The sequence below is a fragment of the Collimonas arenae genome (assembly GCF_000786695.1).
In the GTDB taxonomy this organism is placed as follows: domain Bacteria; phylum Pseudomonadota; class Gammaproteobacteria; order Burkholderiales; family Burkholderiaceae_D; genus Collimonas; species Collimonas arenae_A.
Map to the genome: position 1 here is coordinate 4319011 of NZ_CP009962.1, position 21583 is coordinate 4340593.

Here is a 21583-nt window from a genome sequence, read left to right on the forward strand (position 1 = left end):
AAGGCGGCTTTTCTTGAAAATCCATTTAATATCAATGGCTTATATCCTTGGCGGAGAGACGGGGATTCGAACCCCGGATAGGCTATGAAGCTATTGCGTTAGCGTCAATTTTTCTTTTCAATTCAAGGAGTTAGAGCATGACAAGCGTACTATTGTTTGTCGGGATGACATTCTCTAAGTGCTTGATTTGAAAAGAAGTGGATTTTTTGAATAGTACAGTTTTGACGCTCAAAAATAGATCGTCAATCAGCGCCGTAGAAAGTACTCGGAATCCTCACGCACATCGGCCCTCCGCTAATGTGAGCAATTCGGGCCAACTCCGCATCGGTAAGCTACCCATTTTTTTGGTGCATGTGCAATGCTATGTAGCACAGTGGAATATGGTTACACTAGGTTGACTAATTACCAAAGGTACCTTCATGCAGAAACCAACAATATTCTTTAGCCATTCCTCGCGGGACAAGAATTATATTTCCGCTCTGCGCCGGAAGGTCCTCAAAGCCACATCAAAAACTATTGAAATATTTCAATCAAGCGACGGCGAAAGCATTCCATTTGGAAATAATTGGGTTCACAAAATAGAAGAAAATCTCGACAAAGCAAAAATAATGCTTGTTTTTGTGTCGCCTCAATCTGTCAATTCGAATTGGATTCATTTCGAATCCGGCTTTGCGTACGCAAAAGGTGTAAAAGTAATACCGATAGGAATCAAAAGCATAGACGTAGGAAAGTTGTCACCCCCGATCAATCTCCTACAGGGATTCAATATCGTAAGCGAAGCAGGAATGAACAATATCGTAACCATCATCAATAGAGAATTTAACTGTGACTTTGCTGAGGATTTTACTTCTGAAGATCACGACGAATTATCTCTCCATGATGAAACTATCGCATCGCTAGTTCCGTCCTTCATCGATTACTTTCAGTTCACTTTTGCGTCAAAAATTGCCGTAACTGAGAGCGAGCCAGTTTGCATTGTGGAAGAACCACTGAAAGCTGTCGAAAAGTGCTTCGAGCAACTAGGAATTGAGTTTAATTATGCGACTAAGGAAAAAATACAGTGCGCAGGAATAACGCTCCTGCTTCATCCCGAGCGAAATGGAACGCAACCTCCTTCGCCTGGTTCCATCGAGTTGAAGATGGATCCGTATCACTTTTCCAATTGCGCTGGGATCATCAAAGGACTGTGCACGGCTCTCTACAGGGATAAGACTCTAGCAAAATTTTGGTGCGACGTTTTCTTCCAAGAACCGATACAGCTTGAGACTACCGACTTCAAAGTGTCCTCTCGGTTACATCAAGTAGGGCTTTCGATGTCGAAGTCGTATCCGAATCACTATAAATTTGAAAGCGTTGATTTTTCATTGCTTGACCAGTCCTCCTTTTTCCGTAAACATAGCGCGGCCCCCCCGGAAAAATTTCTACACGTGATTTTTGATTCCGACAATTTACCTTCAAATCAAATTCTCAAACTTATATCCGTGCTGCAAGAGGCAAGAGTAATTTGTAAGTAAACATGGATGAATGCGTGCCGTTTGTTGGACGTGAACGCATATTAAAGGGAAGCGGGTTCGATTCCCGCCGCCTCCACCAATACACACCAACCCAGACCACCACAGACCGCGTAGCTAATAGAGGTAGCAAAAACTGCGCGGTCTGGGGAAGTCTCAAAGGGTCTGCACTTTCGCCCAAATTTCGCCCACGTTTTAAACCTCGACCGTGTCAAAACTTTGGCTTTGTGTAACGCGGCGCGAAATATTGGATTCGTTTGCGCGTGAATCTGAATATAAAAAAATACCGCCCGTAGGCGGTTTGTTGAAGGTACAGAGGGCTATTTAGCGCGCTCTACCCTCTGAATCATTTTCTTCGTCTCAGCGGTAACACACATGGCCTGAGCGGTCGGCTTCAGAGATCCGCCGCCATACTCCCGCTCTGCCGACTTTGCACAGCCTGCATCGCGGGCCTTTTCCCATTCGGCAACGGCATGTTTCAACGTCAAGTCGGCGGCAACTTGGTCACGATATGCGCATAGATTAGTGTTGGTCTGATTCGCATCGCAGTTAGCTAGGCTCTGCTTTAGGTCAGCCTCAGGTAAATTGCTTCGATGAGATAGCTCGACCAGCACGTCGCCCTCGGCAGGCACATACCGAGGGGCAGCACTGACCAGGGACGATGCGGCGATTAGAGCCAGGAATAGGTTGCTTTTCATAGGGCGCATCAACGGAATGGTGCCGCTTCGTCACGCCTGCGAGTAACCAAGCCTGGTACGCGCACTGGTCGACCACGTCGCCCGTGGGCGTCACGCGGATGCACATAGACGTTCTGGTTCATATGGCCGACGACGGCATGAGCGTCACCTCTATTTGCAGCCCGGAGCGTGACCGCAGCACCAGTTGCGCCAGTGTTGTAGGCGAAACTAACAAGGGAATCAAATTGCTCTTGAGTAAGCTGGTGGTCTCTGACATGCCTCCGTACAGTGGCCTCAGCTGCGGTAACGCGCAAACTCAATTGCGCATTTACTTGAGGGATCGTAACTGGGCGCTGCAATTCCTCTGGGGTACACACTCCGCTATGCGCCAGTGTCCCTACGCCATAAGTGCAATTATTGGCATTATCGTTGTAATAACGAAGCACCGCACCTTCCCGTGTACGAAGCGCCGCCATCCCGGCAGTACTCGTTCTCATGTGTTCATTTGCCATACTCACCTCCGCGCTTGTGGAATTACCAACAAATGTAGCATAAGTTGCAGAAGTGCATCTCTATGCATCTGGCAGGGGCGCCGTATTGGATAGGTCTGCTGATGCTCCCGCACAAACGTGTACTTCACTCGGCGGCTTTGGTTAAGTTCGTTGCGGCCATTTTAAAGATATCGCGTTCCTCGCTGATGCGCTTGAGTTCCGCTGTCAAACGGCGTATCTCTGCCCGTTGCTCGTCTATCGCGTTGTACTCGGCTGGGACAACTCTGAATCGTTTGATCCACTGATAAAGGCTGTGGTGACTTACGCCTAGACGATCAGCGACCACGGCGACAGTATAACCTCGGTCGGTCACCTGCTTAACAGCCTCAATCCTGAATTCGTCTGTATAGCGCTTCTTGCTCATTGCTTCTCCTTTGACCTAAATGATAGGCTGAGGAGTGCCTACGATACTTGTGGTGATTCAAATTGCCACTTGAACGTCGACGCACGTAGCGCGCAGAGCATCTACTCAGCCTTCCGGGCACGCTGTGCATCGTCGATAAGATTCAGATTTCGGAGACCATGCAAGCAGGTTCTGCTTTCCTACTTAGTGCTTTTCACCTGAAACTTCTATGGTCACCCGGCGATCGGGTTGCAAGCAATGGATGATTGCTCCGGTTTTTCCCGGCGGACATTGGGTCACTGGCTGGCTGGCGCCCATGCCTTGAATCTTGGATACACCCGGATCGATTCCCTGGGTCGCCAGATAGTCGCGTACGGTGGCAGCACGCGCCAGCGAAAGCGTCTGGTTCGATTCTGGCGAACCGATGCGATCAGCATAGCCGGTCACCACAATCGCGCTTAAGCTGACATAGCCGGATTTGATTTTGGCAGCCAGATCATCCAGGGCAGTCCGGCCGGCCGGCAATATGCTGTCCAGGCTAGATTTTGCGAACGGGAACAAGGTATCCATGGATAGGACAAATTTTTCCGGATTTGCGGCGATGGCCACCGGTGCGACAACCACTTCAGGCGCAGCCGGCCTCTTCAAGAAATCCGCGCAAGCCGGGTCTTTCCAATACGTCGCCTTCACCAGCTTATGGTCATCGAATTGTATCTGGTATTGGCAGCTGACAAATTCATCGCCTTTGCCCGTGCGGAAGTTAAAAATATAATTCCACTTACGGACACCAAATACGCCTTCGCTAAAATGCGGCTCCTGCAATAAAGCATACAGCTGGTTTTTGCTTAGTCCAGGGGCAACCTGGCGCAGATTGTCGATATTAACGAAGGTGCCTTCCTTCAGCGAGGCGCTGTCACGGTCTGGGAAAGTTACCGTATCGTCATTCGCAGCAAGCGCATTGACGCTCGCAAACATCAAGCACATTCCACTGAGCATACCTATCAATTTATTGTTCATTTGTTTCCTTTAATGACTTTTTGTTTGCGGCAAAATGTTCTCGCCGCCCGACTGAGTGAACAATCCACAGCTAAAACAGATAGCTACCATTGATAGCCCGCAGAGACAACGCCGCCGGTCTGCCCGACACTGCTGCTGGTGATCGCCGCCTTGTATACCCATCTGTTATTTTCAGAAACAGTAGACAACCCTAGGGCAAGTCCGGTCTGTCCTTGCCAGCGACTGCCGGCGACAGCCACCATGCTTTTTCCTGGACTCGTAGGTTGCGGCAAACCTCCCGCAGCCATTGCCGCCGCAATGCCGCCTGCAGCAGTTCGGTTGTTCTGATCGATCTGGTTCTGCAGTTGATTAACTTGCTGATTTGTGTACTGATTAGCTTGTGTCACAGCGCCTGCGACACCTGAGTTCAACTGTCCGACATTGACAGCGTCAGTTGTATTGACGCCCGCGGCGACATTCGTGATAGCGCGTTCATTGCCGGCGGAGCCGACTGATACGGAATTTGCCTGATTCGCCACCGAGTTGGCACCCAGCGCCACCGAATTGCTTCCCGATACCTGTGCACCTGCCCCCACCGCCGTTGCATTAGCAGCTGTAGCCAAAGCGCCTGCACCAGTCGCCGTAGCACCAGCAGCATTTGCCACGGCCCCCTGACCAGTGGCAGTCGAGTTCTGACCTGTGGCCATCGAATTGGCGCCTAACGCCACCGAATTGCTCGCCGTTGCCTGAGTTCCGGCTCCAACCGCAGTAGCGTTGGCGGCTGTGGCTGAGGCACCTGCGCCGGTCGCCGTTGTGGCTGCAGCGTTCGCCATAGCGCCCTGACCAGTGGCAGTCGAATTCTGGCCGGTAGCCACAGCATTGGTGCCCACTGCAAGCGAATTGCTGCCTGCCGCACCTACACTACCCGCAAACGTACTACCTTCGCTCGAAGCCACTGGAGCAGTGTTGCCTGTCGTAGTCGGGCCACTCGGATTATTTTTAGGGATGTTAGCGATGTTAGTGATCGCCGCATTCAGTTCGCTGGCCACCGAATATAACTGGCTGCCATTCACTGCGTCAGTGCTGGTTGCCGTGATCTGGCCTGCAGCCACGTTCGTTACCTGGCGCTCCGCGCCGGCGGAGCCGACGCTGACCACGCCGACTGGTGTACTACCAGCGAACGTGCCGAAAGTGGTCGCTCCAACGGTAACTGAACTCACGGCGACTGCTGCCGATGTCGTAGCGTTGGCGCCAAGCGCTACCGAGTTATTGATGCTGGCGACTGCATTAGAGCCGATTGCCACACTATTGAGACTGGCCTGCGCGAACGCGCCCTGCGCAATCGAATTATCGCCATAGGCAGCTGAATTTGTACCGCTAGCGATCGCTTGACTACCAGAGGCAGAGGAATAATATCCAGTTGCGTTTGCATAACTACCAGAGGCAGAGGAACCAAGTCCAGTTGCGATTGCTCCAGGGCCAGAGGCGGTGGAATTTGTACCGGTAGCAATCGATCCATAACCAGAAGCAGAGGAAAATGCCCCATATGCAATTGCTGAATTACCAGAAGCGGTGGAAAAAAAACCGGTGGCAATTGTATAAAGGTTAGAGGCGGTGGAATCCGCACCGGAAGCAATTGCTGAATTACCAGAGGCAATGGCCTTCAGTCCAATAGCGATTGTTCCAGCGTCAGAGGAGGCGGAATTTTCGCCGATAGCAATCCCACCATTTACGGACGCAGTGGCGTTTACGCCGATGGCAAATGAGTAAGCGCCAGAGGCTGTAGATCCTCCAATAGCGGTTGCACTTTGTCCTGACGCATTGGAGCCCATCCCAATGGCAGTGGCCTGGATTCCAGGTGCATTGGAGTTGAGCCCAATCGCGGTAGCTCCTCCTCCGGACGCATTGGAACCAGTGCCCGTTGCTACATTGCTAGCAATATCTTGTTGGGTTACACCTGTAGTGAACACACCGGAGCCGCCAGTTGCGGCGGCAAGCACAGGTTCATTCGCACCTAAAAAAACCGTACCCGCGACAATAATACCCATGACGACACGCCCTTTGGACGTGCTTTTTGTTTTTCCACGAGCATGTGCTAATTCGCCGACAACACACCAACTACCAGTGGCCGTATTCCAGATAATTCTAAATATCTTATTCATGACCTAGTTTTCTTAATAATTTGTTAATTTACAATGGATGATCCCCTTACCGAGAAGCGTTACTTCCTGATCACTTGAAGGTTGGAGTGTAGAAGGGATTTTTGGAAAAAAATGGTTACTAAACAATGCTTAACTAATGCGTCAACAAGCCGCCAATATTCGTTGCTTTACTATTTGCGACCGCCGGAATTTCGCCAACATTTAGCCAGCATTTGTTGTTTTAAAGTCACCATTCCCGCGCTGGCTTTCGATACGCGGCCACCGGTTGCGGCGCGCACATCTGTCCCGACAGCGGTACAAGTCGACAAAATCCAGATCGTGATTCACCCATCGCCTGACATGGACGAAAACACCACCCCGCTTTCGCTCAGGCACAAGGGTTCAGTCCAAAAGTGCGTCATTTTGCGTCACGGTAATGCGGCCGATTTCCTGCCGAACCCCGCGTAGTGCTAAGGTTCGGCGTTTTGGTGAAATGCGTTAAAAGCAGCCCCTTTAACGAAGCCCCCAGGCGTGGGGGGGACTGCGTTTTAAAAGCCGGAACCGGACATTTTCACCGAGGGTAGCGCCAGGCGCAGGGCGTAAAAAAAAGCCGCACGAGGCGGCTTGAGGCGATACAGGCGCTGCCCTCTCACTATGGCAGCGGGGCAGGTATACCTTTAACGTCCGGCGCGCCTGAACGCCTCCTGCTCCTTCTGGTAGTCATCCCGGCAATCCGTATTGCAAAACAGCGCGCCATGGACGACTCGCTCATCACAGTAGTGGCAGTAACCATCGGCCACCAGCTGGGGCGTGCGGCGCGCATGCGCCTGGGCGACCGTCAGATCCATTGCAATGCGCCACTCGGCGCGGTCGGCTACGTCGCTCATGCTGCTTTCCCTTCCATGTTCCCCAACGTGTATTCATTAAATTTCACGACTTCCTCTCCACACCATTCATTGATCATTAAAAATTGCGATTGCAACGGCACCAGCTCGTTACGGGCGAACACCCGCGCAGCCGGTTCGATGGCGCCAAAGCCGCCGGCGTTGTTGGGCATGATTCCCATCAGCTGCGGCGGCACGCGGTGCGCGGCCAGCAGGTCGTCCCTGGTCACGCCCTTGATATTGAAAAACTCATCCTTGGCCGCGACCTCGGACACCGGCAGGATCTGGATGCCGTCCTTCTTGCCACCCGGTGCGTACATGAAGACGTTGCGGAAATTGCCCGGTCCCTTGCTCTCCCGCAGCGCGGTGCGCAGGTTGTCCACGTCCTTGACGTTCTGCGCGGCGTCGGTCATGTAGAGGATGAAGCCGGCGTGGGAGCCGTTCTTGTAGTACTTGCGGCGGAACAGCGTGGCCGATTCATTGAGCCAGGCCGACTGCAAGGCAGATAGGTATTGCGGCAAGCCGTACACCTCCTGGTTCACGTCCGGATCCATGACGTGGCCGATGGTCCCTTTGTCAAAGGCATGTTCCTGCTTCCAGCCCTGCACAAAGAAATAGGCGTCCAGATCCACGCCGCGCCGGGTGTACTTCGCCAGGGAGTGGTTTAGCTGCACCAGCCTGCCGGTACGGCTGCTGCGCTTTTCCGGATAGGCGTTGCCGAACGTCAGGAAATCCAGTGCCAGGCGTTTAAAGGTCGCCGGCGTCAAATACTTGTTCGGCACAAAGGTCGATGTCAGGATGTTGGCCTTGAAGTGGATCGCGCTGCTGTGGTGGACGCTGGCGTTAAACGATTTCGCCAGGCCGGCCCAGCTGACAGGCGGTTCGTACCACTTACCATTGCGCCAGCATTCCAGGCTTTCCATGATGTCGGCGTGGTCCAGCACCGGCGTCGGATCGCCAAACGAGAACGCTTCCATAGATGGCGCCGGCGCTACCTGGGCTGCAAGTGCGCCTGTCGGCGGCGCGGCGGCATACTGACGCTTGTGTTTCTGTTTCCTCACGATGTAAAAATCTCCATAAATGATGTGGTGCTTTCAGAAATGCCCTCAATCGGTTCGTGATCGAGCGCGTGCATGCAGGCCCAGGCCAGGTCGGCGTGGCCGGTCTCATCCGTACGGCCGGCTTCATAGGTGACTTGCCGCCCACTGGCGGTGATGGTTTTATGGATGGACATGAAGGCTTGCGCCAGATCCGTGGCACCGGCGTCGAATTCCAGCCGCCCTTTGCTGATCACGTCCTTGGCTTTTAAAACCATGCGGGTCTTGACCTCGGGCGAATAGTTGATGGCCGTGGTGCCAGGGAAAAACTGACGCACAATCGGAAAGACGCCGATGCCCATCCCCGTGGTGTCGATGCCGATATATTCGACCTGGTAACGCAAGGTCATTTGCCGGATGGCTTCGGCCTGGGCGGCGAAATCCATGCCGCGCCACTGGAACCGTTCTAATACCCGGAACTTGCCACCCGCCACCAGCGGCGGCGCCAGCACCACGCAGCCGGCACTGTCGCCAGTCAGCGAGGGGTCGTAGCCGATCCAGACCGGGCGATAACCGAACGGACGCGCCGCAAACGGCTTCACGTCTACCCACGCCCCCCAGGTATCGACCATGCAGCGCTGCAGTTCGCCCAGCGTAAAAATCGATGCGGTGTCATCGATAAAGTTACACATGAGGAGGTTTTCGAACTGGTCGGGGCTGTATTCGAAGTTGCGCAAGCGCTCAATGTCGAACAGATTGCAGCCGCCGCGCTCGGCGTCCAGAATGGTCACAATCTGGCGCCAGATCTCGTCCTGACCCCTAAAGCCGTTCACTAGCTTTTTATGGCTGACATCGATCTTGAATTGTTCAGCCTTGGACCGTCCCTTGTTGAACAGGTCTCCGGTCCAGAAGGGATACGCCTGGTGCGTGGTCGAGGATGGCGTCGAAAAGTAGGTTTTACGCCATTTACTGTGCAAGGCCATACCGGACGCCACTTTGTTCAACTCTTGGAAATTGTGGGTCCAGAAGAATTCATCAAAGTAGAAATTGCCGTGGTAGCCCTGGGCGGTGCGCGAATTCGTGCCCAGGAAACGCAGGTGCGCGCCGTTCGGCAAGATGATCGGGTCGCCAGACAGGCTAATGCCGGCGGCGTCATGGGCAAACTGCACGATGTACTGTTTAAAGACGTGTGCCTGCGCCTTACTCGCTGACAAGAAAATTTGATCGCGCCCGGTCTGCATCGCGTCGACCAGCGCTTCGCGGGCGAAATACCAGGTCGCGCCGATCTGGCGCGATTTCAGAATCATGCGCGTGCGCTCGTGGCCATTGCGATACCAAACCTTCTGGTAATCGAATAGCGATTCGCTGAACGCCTCTATGAGTTTGTCGCGCTGCTCGTCGCCGTAATCGTTCTTGGTCGGCTTCTTCTTCGGGCCGGCGTTTCTCTTGTCCAGATTCGGATTCAGATCGGCTTCATTGCCGCCGCCGTCATAACGCCGCTTGCGCGACATTTGCACCAGGGAGCGCGTGAGTAGATCGATTTCCTTGAAATCGCTGCCGCTTTTGACCTCCTTATTAACCAGTTGGACCATGCGCGCTTCCAGCGTCACTTCCATGCGGTCAATGGCGGTGGACAAATGCCATAGGTCGCGTTGCTTCCAACTGGCTATCGTGCTGCGCTTCTGCTTCAGGTGCTTCGCAATGGAGGAAATGCGCCAGCCCTGCCAGTAGAGGCCACGGGCGACATTGCGCACTGCGGCCGGATCTTCTGTAAGGGTGGCTGGCTTGGGTACGCGCAAGGCGGGGCGGCGTGGACGTTTGGATGTGCTGGTTTCTGGCATGCCGCAAGCGTAGGGGGATTACGTTTGCATTTCCTCATCGGGATAGTCAGTAACAACCTTATCAACCCGCTGCCGATTGTTTCCACGCGCATCAACCTTGACCATGGCGGTACTCGAACTCTCCACCCAATTACCGACACCATGCCAACAACCAAACCTGCAGCACAGAAATCGAAGTTCTTCCGTGTCGCCCTGGAAGGATCCACCACCGATGGCCGCGTCATCGACCGGGCCTTCATTGAACAAATGGCGGCCAGCTTTAACCCGGACTTCTATGGTGCCCGCATTTGGATGGAACACATCCGGGGAACACTGCCGGACAGTCCATTTAAAGCCTATGGCGATGTGACTGCTCTGAAGGCTGAGGAAGTCGAGCTGGGCGGCGCCAAGAAGTTGGCGTTGTTCGCGCAGATCTCGCCCACGCCCGAACTGGTGGCCATGAACAAGGCGCGGCAAAAAATCTACACCAGCATCGAGATCAATCCAAAGTTTTCCGATACCGGCGAAGCCTATCTGATCGGCCTTGGTATCACCGACAGTCCGGCCAGCCTCGGTACTGAAATCTTGTCTTTTTCTGCCCAACATCCGGGCGTCAATCTTTTTGCAAACCGCAAGCAAAGCCCCGACAACTTGTTTTCGGCGGCAATCGAAACACAACTGGAATTCGAAGACACCACCCCATCAGAAGGAATCAAATTGTCCGACACTGTCAAATCCATCCTGAAACGCTTTACCGCCAAGAGCAACACCGACCAGACGCAATTCGCTGACATCAGCGACGCCGTCGCCACGCTGGCCGCCCACGTCAATACCCAGGACGAACAATTCGCCGCTGCCCTCGAGCAAATCACCACGCTGGAAACCGCCCTCAAGAAATCGACTGACGATTTTGCTGCCTTCAAGCAGCAAGTCGATGTCACCGACGCCAAGTCAGAAAAGCGCCCAGCCGCCACCGGCGGCGCCAGCGACGTGGAAACCGATTTCTAAGCCACGGTTTCCCGTTTCGTTTCCATTCCCAATACAGTTAGGAGTTACCCCGCATGCAAAAGCAAACACGCTTGGCCTTTCAGAAGTACACGCAACGCCTGGCGACACTGAACGATACCGGCAGCGTTGCCGACACCTACAGCGTTACGCCGTCTGTCCAGCAGAAGCTGGAAAACAAGATCCAGGAATCCAGCGAGTTCCTCAGTAAAATCAATGTCATCGGCGTCACTGAAATGGAGGGTGAAAAGCTGGGCCTCGGCATTTCCGGCCCAATTGCCGGCCGCACCAATACCGACAAGGCCGACCGCAAGACCCGCGACCTGTCGACTATGGATAGCCAACGCTATCGCTGCGAAAAGACCAATTTCGATACGCACATCAAGTATCAAATGCTGGACGCCTGGGCCAAGTTTCCCGATTTCCAGCAGCGCATTGCCAACAACATCCTGCAACGTCAAGCGCTGGACCGCATGGTGATCGGCTTTCACGGTGTCAGCGTGGCCGCCGACACCGATATCGACAAGAATCCCATGCTGCAGGACGTGAATAAGGGCTGGCTGCAGCACTTCCGCGACGCAGCCCCGCAACAGGTCATGCACGAAGGCAAAAAGAGTCCCGGCAAAGTTGTCATCGGCACCGGTGGTGACTACGCCAATCTGGACGCCGCCGTCTACGACGCCATCACCATGCTGGAACCCTGGTATCAGAAAGACGCCGGCCTGGTCGCCATCGTGGGCCGCGATCTGCTGCACGACAAGTATTTCCCCCTGGTCAATACCAAGCAGGCGCCGACCGAGACGCTGGCGTCAGATATCGTCATCAGCCAAAAACGTATCGGTGGCTTGCCGGCGGTCACTGTCCCGTATTTCCCGGACAACACGATCCTGATCACCCGTTTTGACAATCTGTCGATCTACTGGCAGTTGTCGGCACGTCGGCGCCGAGTGGTCGATGAAGCCAAACGTGACCGTATCGAGAACTACGAATCGTCCAATGACGCCTATGTGGTCGAGGAATTCGGTCTGGGCGCCGTCATCGAAAACATCGAACTGGTGCCGGCATGACACGCGAACTCTCTCCCGCCCAGCGCCACAAGGCCCGTGTCCTGGCTGAACGCGCCGCCGCCGATGCTTCGCCAGGTGGCGTTACGGGCGGCACGGCCTACGAGTTGATGCTCTACAAACTGGCGAACGACTGCCGCAATTTGAAGCTGATCCAGTCCGTGTCCAAGAAGATCGAGCGCAAGGCGGTATTGCTGCCGGAGTACCAGGACTGGATCGACGGCGTGCTGGCCGCCGGCAAGGGTGGCCAGGATGATGTCTTGACTACGCTGCTGGTGTGGCATATCGACGTGGGCGACTATGCGCGTGCGCTGGACATGGCGCAGTATGCGGTAGAGCATGAACTGACCTTGTCGGATCAGTACAGCCGGACTATTCCCACCATGCTGATGGATGAATTTGCCAGCGCGTATTCCGGCGGCAATCTGGCCGAAGATCCGGTACAGGCGGTCGCCGTCCTGACACAGGTCGCCGCACTGACTAACCATTGCGACGCACCGGACCAAGCGCGGGCCAAGCTCTACAAGGCAACGGCTTACGCCATGATCGCCGTCATGGAGCTAACAGGCAGCGACCAACTGACGGTGACGCAGATCCCGCAGGCAGAACAAGCGCACGGACTATTGCAAAGCGCCTTGAAACTGTTCCCTGGTGTGGGCGTAAAACAGGTAATGGAGCGTTTGCGCACGCGCATTGCTGCCGCCGCACCGTAACCGAGCACCCCTGGCGCACGGCGGCGCGGGTCGATGAAGAAATAACCTGGTTATGCCCCTTCTGACGCCCGCCCACCGCCGACTACCGAGAACCCATCTATGAGCTTTATTGCAAATGCCCCGCCCACTGCCGGCGGCGGCAATGTCCCATTACCGGAAATCGGCACCATCGAGAATGACGGCTGGTATCCCGATATCGTCTTGCAGCATGCACGGGAAGCGGTACGTCTGGACGGCACGGTCACTACACCGCGCCTGACGGAAGCGCTGGTCGCCGCCGTCTTGCACGTCAATGGCGAACTGCGCGACTGGAAGCGGGAGCAGATCGGCGCCGGTTTCTTGTCGCTGGCCGCCGTACCGGCAGATCGTATCAATCGTGAAAGTGAGCTGATCACCCATTATCGCCGGGCCGTCTACTGCACAGCTAAGGCGGATCTGATCGAGCGCTATCGGGATTACGACAGCACCGCCTCGTCGCTTTCCGACAAGAAGACCATGGAGGCATTGGACCAGGCGCCTATCGACCAGCGCCGCAATGCACATTGGGCGATTGCCGACATCCTCGGCCGCACTCACGTCACGGTCGAACTGATCTGATGCAAGTTCGCGCCCAACAGCAAGACACGCTGGATCTGCTGTGCTGGCGTCACCTGGGCGCCACCGCCAACGTGGTCGAGGCAGCGCTTGATCTGAATCCCGGCCTGGCCGATCTGGGGCCAATCCTGCCGCACGGCCTCTTGGTCACCCTGCCAGAACCTACCGCAACCCCCACTAAAACCGCCCAAATCGTGAGCCTTTGGGACTGAAACGGAGCATTTATTTATGGCAGACCCCAGCACTACTACCCTCATTACTACCACTGCCGCCGGCATTGGGTTGACGACGCTCTTTCCTGGTATTGATGGCAATGCACTAATCGGCGCATTCGCCGGCGCCACCCTGGTGGCGATTTCCAGCAAAAACCTGCCAGTGTTGCAGCGCCTGGCTTATATGGCAATCTCGCTGACCATTGGTTATCTGGCTGCGCCAGAGGTCATCAACAACACCCCGTTGAAACAATCCGGTGTGGCCGCCTTTGTCGCGTCGGCGGCGGCCATTGCGCTGACGCTGCACGGCATCGAGCTAATTAAAACCATCGAGCTGCCCGCGTGGCTGCGCAAGGGAGGCGGCCATGACTAAATTACTGACCGTATTGGCGCTGCTGTCTTATGCCAGTGCTTGTATCCGGCTGCTGTGCTACCGGCGCGGCAGAGCCAACTACCGGATTCACATCTCCCTCATCGCATGGCTGCTGATCGTGGCCACCGGCACCTGCGCCCTGGAGATCCTACTCGGTCACGGTCACCCTTCGCTCGGCCAGGCCGGTATCGCTCTAACTTTATGTGTCCTGGTGCTGCGCGCCCAGGGCAACGTCGCCAACATCATCAAGGACGTCAATGACAACATCACTTACTGACCATTTCACATTGGAGGAATTCACGCGCAGCGATACAGCGCGTACGCTCGGTATCGACAACACGCCAGCGCCGGCCATTGTGGTCAACCTGCGGCGCCTGGCACGCTTTAATGAGCTCGTGCGTCTGGAACTACGCGGTGCGCCAATGGTGATTTCCAGCGGCTACCGCTGTCCGGCATTGAATCGAGTTGTTGGCGGCGCCGGCAACAGCGCACACTTGAATGGTCTGGCGAACGACTTTACTGCGCCGGCGTTTGGTACACCGATGGAGATCTGCCAGGCGCTGGAAAAGTCCTACCTGCAGTTCGATCAGCTGATCTATGAGCGCGCCGGCTCTGCCATCTGGGTCCACCTGGGGATAGCTGCGGAAGGAGTAGCACCCCGGCGCCAGGTGCTGACCATCGACAGCAAAGGTACAAGGGCCGGCCTATGGCGGTGATCGTCAAAAGCCTGATCGCGGCGCTATTGGCCACCGCCCTTGGCGCGGTGATCTATATCCAGCGTGACGCCCTGAACGCGGCCAGGGAACGCGTCAAACGTGCCGAGCAGACCGTCCGTGACCAGGACAGCACGATCAAGACGCTGACTGATACGGCAGCCAAAACCAGGCGCGCTGCCGCCAAACTGCAAGCCACCAATGACCACATTGCTGCGACCCTCACCGAACGAGAAAATCTGATTGAAAGTCTTCAACATGACAATGCCACGATACGTAGCTGGGCCGATACTCCTTTGCCTGATGCTATTGCCAGGCTGCGGGAGCGTCCCGCCGCCACCGGTGCTTACCATCAACGCCTGCCCGACAATCAGCCGGTGCAGTCTGCCGGCGACGGCGCCTAGGACTAATGGCGCGATGAATCTTTCTCTGGAGCGCACCGAGGCGGCCTGGGCGGTTTGTGCCGCCAAGGTGGATAGCGTGGTCGATTGTCAGGAGGACACCGAGCGTGTACAAGCCCAAAAGTCTTAGAGAACACTTAACCGCGGCGAATCCCGATTTGCAGCAAAATCCCGATAAGCTGCTAGTGTTTGCCGATGCAGGCAATACAGTGGCCACCGGTACGGCATCCCTGTCGTTTGAATACCGGTACAAGCTCAATATCATCATCACCGACTACAGCGGTGATCCGGACGCCATCATGGTGCCGCTCTTGGCATGGGTGGCCATCCATCAGCGCGACTTGCTGGACAACGCCGAGCTGCGCAAGACCGGCATCGGCTTTGATGTGGATTTCAATAATCACGAAACCATAGACCTGTCGATCAATCTGGCGCTGACCGAACGCGTCGTCGTCAAACGGGGTGATGCCGGCCGGCTGGATGTCCGGCATCCGGCAGAGCCGCAGCCGACACCGGAATATACAAACGAATTCTGGAAGCTGTACGCCGGTGACTCTCTCATCGCCGAGTGGCATGTCCCGCAGGATCCGTCATGACTGATGACCTACGCGCTCTTGAAACGTGGGCCGACGTGCTGCTGGCCAAACTGCAACCCGGCCAGCGACGCGTAGTCACGCGCAAGATCGCTCAAGAATTGCGCCGCAGCCAGGTGCGACGTATTGCAAGCCAACAGGCGCCAGACGGTGCGCCCTACACCGCACGCAAGCAGCGTAAAAACCTGCGCGGAAAAAAAGGACGCGTAAAGCGGCAGAAGGCGGCGATGTTTGAAAAACTGCGCAAGACCAAGTATCTGCTGACGGAGAATGATGAAAACCAGCTGTCGGTTGGATTTTTTGAGAAGGTGGTACGGATCGCCCGCGTGCATCAGGAGGGATTGGAAGACAAGGTGTCAAAAAAAGGGCCGGCATATCGCTATCCGGCCCGACCTTTACTTGGATTCAGTGCCACCGATCAGGCATTGATTCGTGATTTACTATTGCATCATCTTGGCAGATTTTGAGAACTAGACGGGGTCACCTACGTTCTGGGTTAGCCGATCGATCAACAGAGGTAGGTCGAAACCGTTAGTTGCGACGGACTTTGGCAGCATATGAAAAGCTCTGGAAGTGCGATATAAAAAAATCCAGTCGCCTTTTTGACGCCACTTCACAATATGATCCCATGGAACGTTTGCAACGGTAGTCGGTGAAGAAAGTTCTATGCCATTGTCAAGAAGTTCGATGGCATGTGTTCCCTGTATGTCTTTGTTTTGCCGATAACCTTTCCGAATAACGTACGGCAAATAAATAAAAATGACTACTCCGAATATAATCAAAATCAATAGGGAATTGAACGCAATATCAAGCCTCGTCCCCGACCCTAAAGAAGACAGTACTGCCGTCACCGCTAGTACCATCATGAAAATCAGACCCCATTGTCGCGGGGAGGACTTTGAAGCCAAATTCATAGCCTGCATATACTCTTTTTCTGAAATTCGAAAGGTAGTTTTCATAATGTTCGTTCGGGAAATTGATTGATGCAATACTGGTATTGTGATTGCTAACTAAATTGATTAATTTCCAGTCTTGGCAGCATCCAATTGCTTCAGAGAGATACGTTGATTCTCATCCGACTGCCATACCACGTTGCTATCCACGGCATACAACCAACACTGAGCGCCTGGTCTCGCTAGGCAAAGAGAAAGTGCCGTCTGCATTGCCTTCGCGTCATCGCTAGTCCAGCCCCACGCGCCATTTGTACCGATGGCAAAAGCTTTTGGTGGAAGGGCTAATAAAAAGGCCATGTACCGCGAACGTGCCTGAGGTCCAACAAAGGGAATGGCCCACACGTCGTTAATACTTGCGAACGACGAGGCCGGCGGAACAAATTTAGATTGCTTTTTGGACGACAAGCCTGGCGAATCTAACGGAGTAATGTCATTGTGAGATGCCGTAGATATCCCGGAACCTGGTGGTGGAAAAACTGTTCCCAATTTATCCAGAATCGCTGTCTCCCAGTTTTTGGCGAATACTGTTGTCGCCAACGCCCGTTTGGACACAACTTCTACCCTCGTCTTATCGTTAGTGCTAGTTGGCTCAATAAACATTGCAACGTTTTCACCGTAGCTAAATGCACTTATTCCCCGCTGGGCAAGAGCATAGCCTTCGCTTTTATTATCTCCTACATAGTCTAGGCCGACGTCTTTAACTATCTTGGGTAGCGCGGTCCAGATCGCGTCCGAAGTCGCGTCATAAACGCGAGCTGTGCCAGTCCCTTTCGCCGACCGTGAATCTGCCAAGGTAGTACAACCGGAGACAGCCAGAGAAACCAGGATGATAAAAAATAAAATAACGCGTCGCATAGTAAATCCCGTTTTTCATTGGATCAAACACGTTCAAATGGTCGGGGACCAATGTCTGTGTGGCTGTTGATTAAAATTACGGTTTATGACAGGTGGAAATTCAAAAATTGATACTGAGCCATGATCCTTGAGAAGACAGCCTGTTGTCCAATAATCTATGTCAGGTATTGCAATATTTTTCAAATAAGATACAGATTTGGGAAATTTTCCTTCCTCAGATCCGTGTGCGACTCCGCGAGAGCCTTCAGAGTGCATTTATGTGCGCTACTCAATAGGCAATAAGTCGAATATCAACCCTCTACCAGGTGCATTGATTCCGGCGAACCGGCAACATGCACCGCATGACTATTGACCGCTCCGAACTGCTGCGCCTACTCCTGAATCTGATCCGTTTCGGCACCATTGCCGAGATCGATCACGATGCCCAGCATGTGCGTGTCAAGGTCGGCAAAAACACCACCACTTGGCGCCCCTGGATCACGGCGCGCGCCGGCGAGACGCAAATCTGGTGCCCGCCATCCCTCGGCGAACAAGTCATCCTGCTGTCGCCTGAAGGCGATTTCAACAAGGCGGCCGTACTGCCAGCCGTGTATTCCGATAAATTCAAAACACCATCCACCAATCCCGCACATCACACCATCCGCTATATGGACGGCACTGTTGTCCAGTACGACAGCAGCAGCCACACGCTGACCGCCACGCTGTCGGATGGCACCAGCGTGACGCTTGCGCCTGGCAAGGTGACCTCCAACGCCGAAGACACGATCTGCACGGGCAACCTGACCGTCGAAAAAAATCTCACCGTCAACGGCTTTGCTGCCTTGAATGCCGGCATGAACGTCAAAGCAGGTAAAGCCGGCGGCGCAGCAGCAATGATCCAAGGCATCATGCAAGCGACCGTGGACGTGATTGCCAGCGGTATTAGCCTGGTCAAGCATCCGCATGGTGGCGTTAAAAAGGGCGGCGATGACACCGAGGGGCCGAAATGACCGGTATGCACGCCCGCACCGGCCGCGCCATGACGCGCATTGCCCATATCGGCCAGTCGGTGATCGACATCATTACGACGCCTGTCGGTTCTCGCGTCATGCGCCGGGACTATGGATCCGATGTGCCCGAATTGATCGACCAGCCCTTGAACGGCGCCACCGTACTACGCCTCTATGCCGCCACGGCGTATGCCATTCTGCGCTGGGAGCCGCGCATACAGTTGACCGGCGTCCAGCTGGAGCGTGGTCAACAAGGCGACGCCACATTGATCCTGGATGGCGTAGCTGACGGCCAGGGCGTGCAAATGTTGGTCCCTGTCAAACAGGCGGGAGCGGTATGAGCACTTCCACCATTGACCTCTCCAAACTGGCACCGCCTACGTTTGTTGAAGCGTTGTCGTTTGAATTCATCCTGGCCGAGATGTTTGCCGACCTGACCGGGCGCGATCCATCCCTGGCCGACATCTCCGAAGCCGATCCCGCCTATAAGGTGTTGGAAGTGGCCGCCTATCGGGAATTGCTGCTGCGCCAGCGCATCAACGAAGAAGGCAAGGCATTATTGCTGGCCTTCGCCGTCGACGCCGATCTGGATCACCTGGGCATCACCTATTACAACGAACTGCGATTGCTGGTCACTGCCGCCGATCCGCACGCAACACCGCCGATAGCCGCAGTCTACGAGGACAACGATAGCTATCGCCGTCGCCTGTTACTCAAGGATGACGGCTACTCCACGGCCGGATCCGACAACGCCTATATTTTTCATGCACTATCGGCCAGCGGCCAGGTCAAGGATGCCTCCGTCTTCAGCCCTTATCCCGGCACCACGATTGTCTATGTGCTCTCGCGCAGCGGCAACGGCGCACCCGATGCGGCCTTGCTGGCGACGGTTGCCGCAGCACTCAATACCGATGACGTGCGTCCCCAGTCCGAAGAAGTGCTGGTGTATCCGGCCATCATCAGGGAATGGGCGCTGGATGCCGATATCCTGACCTATGGCGGGCCAGACCAAAGCCTGGTGCTGGAAGCCGCGTACAAAGCGGTAATTGCCTATATCGCCCAATGCCAGCTACTGGGTTACGACATCACCCTGGACGGTCTCTATGCGGCGCTACGGGTGGCCGGGGTCTACAAAGTCATTCTCCATAGTCCGTTGGAGCACGTGGTCTGCGACGACAGCCAGGCCACCTGGTGCAAGGCGATAGACGTACGTTTTGCGGGGACCGGCAAATGAAACACGTCAAATCCCTCCTGCCGCCGAACAGCCCCCCATTGGAACGGGCGCTAGAGCAGTCGACCGCCCGACTCGCCGCCGTGCCGCTGAACTTGCGCCCGAACTGGAACCCGCGCACGTGTCCGGCCCATTTGCTGCCCTGGTTAGCCTGGGCGCTCGGGGTCGAAGAATGGGATGCGGACTGGCCGGAGGCATTCAAACGGGAAGTCATCGCCACTTCCCGCGCCATTCGCCGCCAGAAGGGTACGCCAGGTGCAATCAAACGGGCGCTGGCAGCGTTGGGCCATCCGAACGCCCAGGTCATCGAGCGCTCGCACAGCATCCGCTATGACGGCAAAGCCCGGTTCGACGGCAGTCGCACCTATGGAGGTAAAACCCAATGGGCCACCTTCAGCGTGATCCTGACCAGGCCGGTGACGATCAAACAAGCCGCCTTGATCCGGCAACGCATCCATAGCGTCAAGCGTAGTTGCTGCCATTTGACCGGGCTGGATTTCAGTACCGCGCCCAACCAATACAACGGCGCTCTCAAGTATGACGGCACCTATACCTACGGCATTGTTTAACAGGACATACATGGCAACCATCAACGAACAGGACATCTGGGAAGAAACGATCTATGAGATCGCCACCACCGACGATGTCGTCGGCGGCCCAGGCGGCATCGCCAACCGGCAGGCGCACCAGCTGGCAAACCGGACATTGCACTTGTCGACCGGACTGAGTACGACCATCAGCAGCACCGGGACGCTCTCCACGTCGGTATCGTCCGCACTCAGCACCACGGTAAGCAACATTGCCGCACTGTCGACCTCGACCGGCACGGGCTTAAGCACCGCCAGCAGCAACATTACTTCGCTATCCACTGCGACAGCCATGCAGACCGCCAATGCCGCTCCCGTTGGCGAAGTCGCCTACTTTGCCAGTGCGGCATTGCACGCCGGATGGTTGAAGGCCAACGGCGCGGCCGTCTCACGCACCACCTATGCCGATCTGTTTGCCGCGATAGGCACAATCTATGGCGCTGGAGACGGTAATAAAACATTCCATCTGCCCGATCTGCGCGGCGAGTTTATACGGGGCTTCGATGACGGGCGCGGGATTGACGTCGGCCGTACTTTCGGATCGGGGCAAGCGGAAGACTTCCGGCTGCATAACCACGGCCCGAGCGGCATTGTGTCGGCCTCGGGCAGCGTGGCAGGTAGTGTCGATGCCGGGATCGCCCTGGGCGGCTCCAACTTTTGGAAATCCACCACCACGGCAGCAACAGGCGGGACGGAGACGCGTCCGCGTAACTTGGCCTTGCTTGCCTGCATCAAATATTAGGAACGAGGCTGACATGACAAAGATGATTTACAACTTTAGCCAAAGTACCGGCGAACTGTTGAGCACCAGCCAGGCGGATATCTCTCCGCTCGATCACGAGGTGGTGTACCTGATCCCCGCCCATGCCACCGACAGCAAGCCGCCGCAAGCGGGATCGCAGGAAATCGCTGTCTTCGCTGAGGGTCGCTGGAAGCTCTGTCCCGACTGGCGCGGCGTCGCCCTGTATCACACTGTAGACGGCAGTCCGTTGGACATTCCCCATATTGGCGACACACCCGATGGCATACAAGCGACAGCATTGCCGCGTCCTTCGCAGGATCACGTCTGGAACAACGGCCAATGGCAGTTCGACCTGGACAGGCAAACCGCCCGTCTGATGCTGGAGGCGATGGCGCAGCGCGACACATTACTGGTTCTTGCCACCACAAAAATGGCCCCCTTGCAAGACGCCATCGATCTGGACGAGGCGACCAAAGCAGAAGCCGCATTGCTCAAGCGTTGGAAACAATACCGCGTGATCTTAAATCGCATCGACACGCAAGACGGCTTTCCGGCAGCGATTGCCTGGCCGGTATCGCCCGCCGCCTAATTCTCTTCA

30 protein-coding genes are annotated in these 21583 nt (G+C 55.4%); 20 read left to right on the forward strand and 10 right to left on the reverse strand.

Features of this window, described 5'->3' with window-relative positions:
- Positions 1 to 419 precede the first annotated feature (419 nt).
- On the forward strand, positions 420 to 1514 hold the full coding sequence (locus LT85_RS25575; protein ID WP_052135310.1) for a toll/interleukin-1 receptor domain-containing protein: 1095 nt from the start codon (positions 420 to 422) through the stop codon (positions 1512 to 1514).
- Between the two features lie 317 nt (positions 1515 to 1831).
- Here the strand turns inward: LT85_RS25575 and LT85_RS18890 are convergent, their stop codons facing one another.
- The 5 genes from LT85_RS18890 to LT85_RS18905 form a co-directional block, all read right to left on the reverse strand.
- On the reverse strand, positions 1832 to 2209 hold the full coding sequence (locus tag LT85_RS18890) for a lysozyme inhibitor LprI family protein (protein ID WP_052135311.1): 378 nt from the start codon (positions 2207 to 2209) through the stop codon (positions 1832 to 1834).
- Between the two features lie 8 nt (positions 2210 to 2217).
- A complete protein-coding gene (locus LT85_RS26155) occupies positions 2218 to 2700 on the reverse strand; it encodes a lysozyme (RefSeq protein ID WP_081992540.1) in 483 nt (160 codons plus the stop codon).
- A gap of 124 nt (positions 2701 to 2824) precedes the next feature.
- Positions 2825 to 3103 carry a transposase gene (locus tag LT85_RS18895; protein ID WP_038491964.1) on the reverse strand — a complete coding sequence of 93 codons (279 nt, stop codon included), beginning with the start codon at positions 3101 to 3103 and terminating at the stop codon, positions 2825 to 2827.
- Positions 3104 to 3286: 183 nt separating this feature from the next.
- The gene (bamE, locus tag LT85_RS18900) at positions 3287 to 4099 is read right to left on the reverse strand and encodes an outer membrane protein assembly factor BamE domain-containing protein (RefSeq protein ID WP_038491967.1); all 813 of its coding nucleotides are present in this window, start codon (positions 4097 to 4099) and stop codon (positions 3287 to 3289) included.
- An 83-nt stretch (positions 4100 to 4182) separates the two neighbouring features.
- Positions 4183 to 6240 (reverse strand): YadA-like family protein, encoded by a 2058-nt coding sequence (locus LT85_RS18905; protein ID WP_081992542.1) that lies wholly within the window; start codon positions 6238 to 6240, stop codon positions 4183 to 4185.
- 111 nt (positions 6241 to 6351) lie between these two features.
- Between LT85_RS18905 and LT85_RS18910 the strand changes: the two genes are divergently transcribed.
- Positions 6352 to 6687 carry a hypothetical protein gene (locus LT85_RS18910; RefSeq protein WP_156117580.1) on the forward strand — a complete coding sequence of 112 codons (336 nt, stop codon included), beginning with the start codon at positions 6352 to 6354 and terminating at the stop codon, positions 6685 to 6687.
- A 209-nt stretch (positions 6688 to 6896) separates the two neighbouring features.
- Here LT85_RS18910 and LT85_RS18915 read toward each other — a convergent pair whose 3' ends face one another.
- The 3 genes from LT85_RS18915 to LT85_RS18925 are packed head-to-tail and all read right to left on the reverse strand — an operon-like array spanning position 6897 to position 9981.
- Positions 6897 to 7106 (reverse strand): hypothetical protein, encoded by a 210-nt coding sequence (locus LT85_RS18915; RefSeq protein WP_038491974.1) that lies wholly within the window; start codon positions 7104 to 7106, stop codon positions 6897 to 6899.
- Entirely contained in the window at positions 7103 to 8164 is a 1062-nt protein-coding gene (locus LT85_RS18920) for a phage portal protein (protein WP_038491978.1), read from the reverse strand. Before LT85_RS18920 ends, LT85_RS18915 begins: the two co-directional genes overlap by 4 nt.
- Positions 8161 to 9981: a terminase ATPase subunit family protein gene (locus LT85_RS18925; protein WP_081992544.1), complete on the reverse strand. Its 1821-nt coding sequence runs from the start codon at positions 9979 to 9981 to the stop codon at positions 8161 to 8163. The genes LT85_RS18920 and LT85_RS18925 overlap by 4 nt, the downstream gene beginning before the upstream one ends.
- 141 nt (positions 9982 to 10122) lie before the next feature.
- Between LT85_RS18925 and LT85_RS18930 the strand changes: the two genes are divergently transcribed.
- From LT85_RS18930 to LT85_RS18985, 12 genes are all read left to right on the forward strand, one after another.
- Positions 10123 to 10968: a GPO family capsid scaffolding protein gene (locus tag LT85_RS18930; RefSeq protein WP_038491981.1), complete on the forward strand. Its 846-nt coding sequence runs from the start codon at positions 10123 to 10125 to the stop codon at positions 10966 to 10968.
- A gap of 53 nt (positions 10969 to 11021) precedes the next feature.
- Entirely contained in the window at positions 11022 to 12032 is a 1011-nt protein-coding gene (locus LT85_RS18935) for a phage major capsid protein, P2 family (RefSeq protein ID WP_038491984.1), read from the forward strand.
- Entirely contained in the window at positions 12029 to 12742 is a 714-nt protein-coding gene (gene gpM, locus LT85_RS18940; protein WP_038491987.1) for a phage terminase small subunit, read from the forward strand. The genes LT85_RS18935 and gpM overlap by 4 nt, the downstream gene beginning before the upstream one ends.
- 99 nt (positions 12743 to 12841) lie before the next feature.
- Positions 12842 to 13339: a head completion/stabilization protein gene (locus LT85_RS18945; RefSeq protein ID WP_038491989.1), complete on the forward strand. Its 498-nt coding sequence runs from the start codon at positions 12842 to 12844 to the stop codon at positions 13337 to 13339.
- Positions 13339 to 13548: a tail protein X gene (locus tag LT85_RS18950; RefSeq protein WP_038491993.1), complete on the forward strand. Its 210-nt coding sequence runs from the start codon at positions 13339 to 13341 to the stop codon at positions 13546 to 13548. Before LT85_RS18945 ends, LT85_RS18950 begins: the two co-directional genes overlap by 1 nt.
- Before the next feature lie 16 nt (positions 13549 to 13564).
- The gene (locus LT85_RS18955) at positions 13565 to 13921 is read left to right on the forward strand and encodes a putative holin (RefSeq protein ID WP_038491996.1); all 357 of its coding nucleotides are present in this window, start codon (positions 13565 to 13567) and stop codon (positions 13919 to 13921) included.
- A complete protein-coding gene (locus LT85_RS18960) occupies positions 13914 to 14198 on the forward strand; it encodes a phage holin family protein (RefSeq protein ID WP_038491999.1) in 285 nt (94 codons plus the stop codon). The genes LT85_RS18955 and LT85_RS18960 overlap by 8 nt, the downstream gene beginning before the upstream one ends.
- A complete protein-coding gene (locus LT85_RS18965; protein ID WP_038492002.1) occupies positions 14179 to 14637 on the forward strand; it encodes a D-Ala-D-Ala carboxypeptidase family metallohydrolase in 459 nt (152 codons plus the stop codon). The genes LT85_RS18960 and LT85_RS18965 overlap by 20 nt, the downstream gene beginning before the upstream one ends.
- Positions 14628 to 15038: an Rz-like lysis system protein LysB gene (lysB, locus tag LT85_RS27210; protein WP_052135313.1), complete on the forward strand. Its 411-nt coding sequence runs from the start codon at positions 14628 to 14630 to the stop codon at positions 15036 to 15038. Before LT85_RS18965 ends, lysB begins: the two co-directional genes overlap by 10 nt.
- Entirely contained in the window at positions 14938 to 15165 is a 228-nt protein-coding gene (gene lysC / locus LT85_RS26970) for an Rz1-like lysis system protein LysC (RefSeq protein ID WP_253273578.1), read from the forward strand. Before lysB ends, lysC begins: the two co-directional genes overlap by 101 nt.
- Positions 15143 to 15631, forward strand: a complete 489-nt coding sequence (locus LT85_RS18980) for a phage tail protein (protein ID WP_038492008.1) — start codon at positions 15143 to 15145, stop codon at positions 15629 to 15631. Before lysC ends, LT85_RS18980 begins: the two co-directional genes overlap by 23 nt.
- On the forward strand, positions 15628 to 16095 hold the full coding sequence (locus LT85_RS18985) for a phage virion morphogenesis protein (protein ID WP_038492011.1): 468 nt from the start codon (positions 15628 to 15630) through the stop codon (positions 16093 to 16095). Before LT85_RS18980 ends, LT85_RS18985 begins: the two co-directional genes overlap by 4 nt.
- Positions 16096 to 16098: 3 nt before the next feature.
- On the opposite strand, the gene LT85_RS18990 is transcribed toward LT85_RS18985, so the two are convergent.
- Both LT85_RS18990 and LT85_RS18995 read right to left on the reverse strand, forming a co-directional pair.
- Positions 16099 to 16587 (reverse strand): YcxB family protein, encoded by a 489-nt coding sequence (locus LT85_RS18990; RefSeq protein ID WP_081992545.1) that lies wholly within the window; start codon positions 16585 to 16587, stop codon positions 16099 to 16101.
- Positions 16588 to 16647: 60 nt separating this feature from the next.
- Entirely contained in the window at positions 16648 to 17436 is a 789-nt protein-coding gene (locus LT85_RS18995) for a hypothetical protein (RefSeq protein ID WP_038492017.1), read from the reverse strand.
- A gap of 341 nt (positions 17437 to 17777) precedes the next feature.
- Here LT85_RS18995 and LT85_RS19000 point away from each other — a divergent pair, with 341 nt between their 5' ends.
- Genes LT85_RS19000 through LT85_RS25585 form a run of 6 tightly spaced genes read left to right on the forward strand, consistent with a single transcriptional unit; the run spans position 17778 to position 21574 of the window.
- Entirely contained in the window at positions 17778 to 18425 is a 648-nt protein-coding gene (locus LT85_RS19000) for a phage baseplate assembly protein V (RefSeq protein ID WP_038496801.1), read from the forward strand.
- Positions 18422 to 18766, forward strand: a complete 345-nt coding sequence (locus tag LT85_RS19005) for a GPW/gp25 family protein (RefSeq protein ID WP_038492019.1) — start codon at positions 18422 to 18424, stop codon at positions 18764 to 18766. The genes LT85_RS19000 and LT85_RS19005 overlap by 4 nt, the downstream gene beginning before the upstream one ends.
- The gene (locus tag LT85_RS19010) at positions 18763 to 19659 is read left to right on the forward strand and encodes a baseplate assembly protein (RefSeq protein ID WP_038492021.1); all 897 of its coding nucleotides are present in this window, start codon (positions 18763 to 18765) and stop codon (positions 19657 to 19659) included. The genes LT85_RS19005 and LT85_RS19010 overlap by 4 nt, the downstream gene beginning before the upstream one ends.
- Positions 19656 to 20225 (forward strand): phage tail protein I, encoded by a 570-nt coding sequence (locus tag LT85_RS19015; RefSeq protein ID WP_038492024.1) that lies wholly within the window; start codon positions 19656 to 19658, stop codon positions 20223 to 20225. Before LT85_RS19010 ends, LT85_RS19015 begins: the two co-directional genes overlap by 4 nt.
- A gap of 10 nt (positions 20226 to 20235) precedes the next feature.
- Complete coding sequence (locus tag LT85_RS27215) at positions 20236 to 20985, forward strand: tail fiber protein (RefSeq protein WP_052135315.1); 750 nt, start codon at positions 20236 to 20238, stop codon at positions 20983 to 20985.
- Positions 20986 to 20998: 13 nt separating this feature from the next.
- Entirely contained in the window at positions 20999 to 21574 is a 576-nt protein-coding gene (locus LT85_RS25585; RefSeq protein WP_052135316.1) for a tail fiber assembly protein, read from the forward strand.
- Positions 21575 to 21583 lie beyond the last annotated feature (9 nt).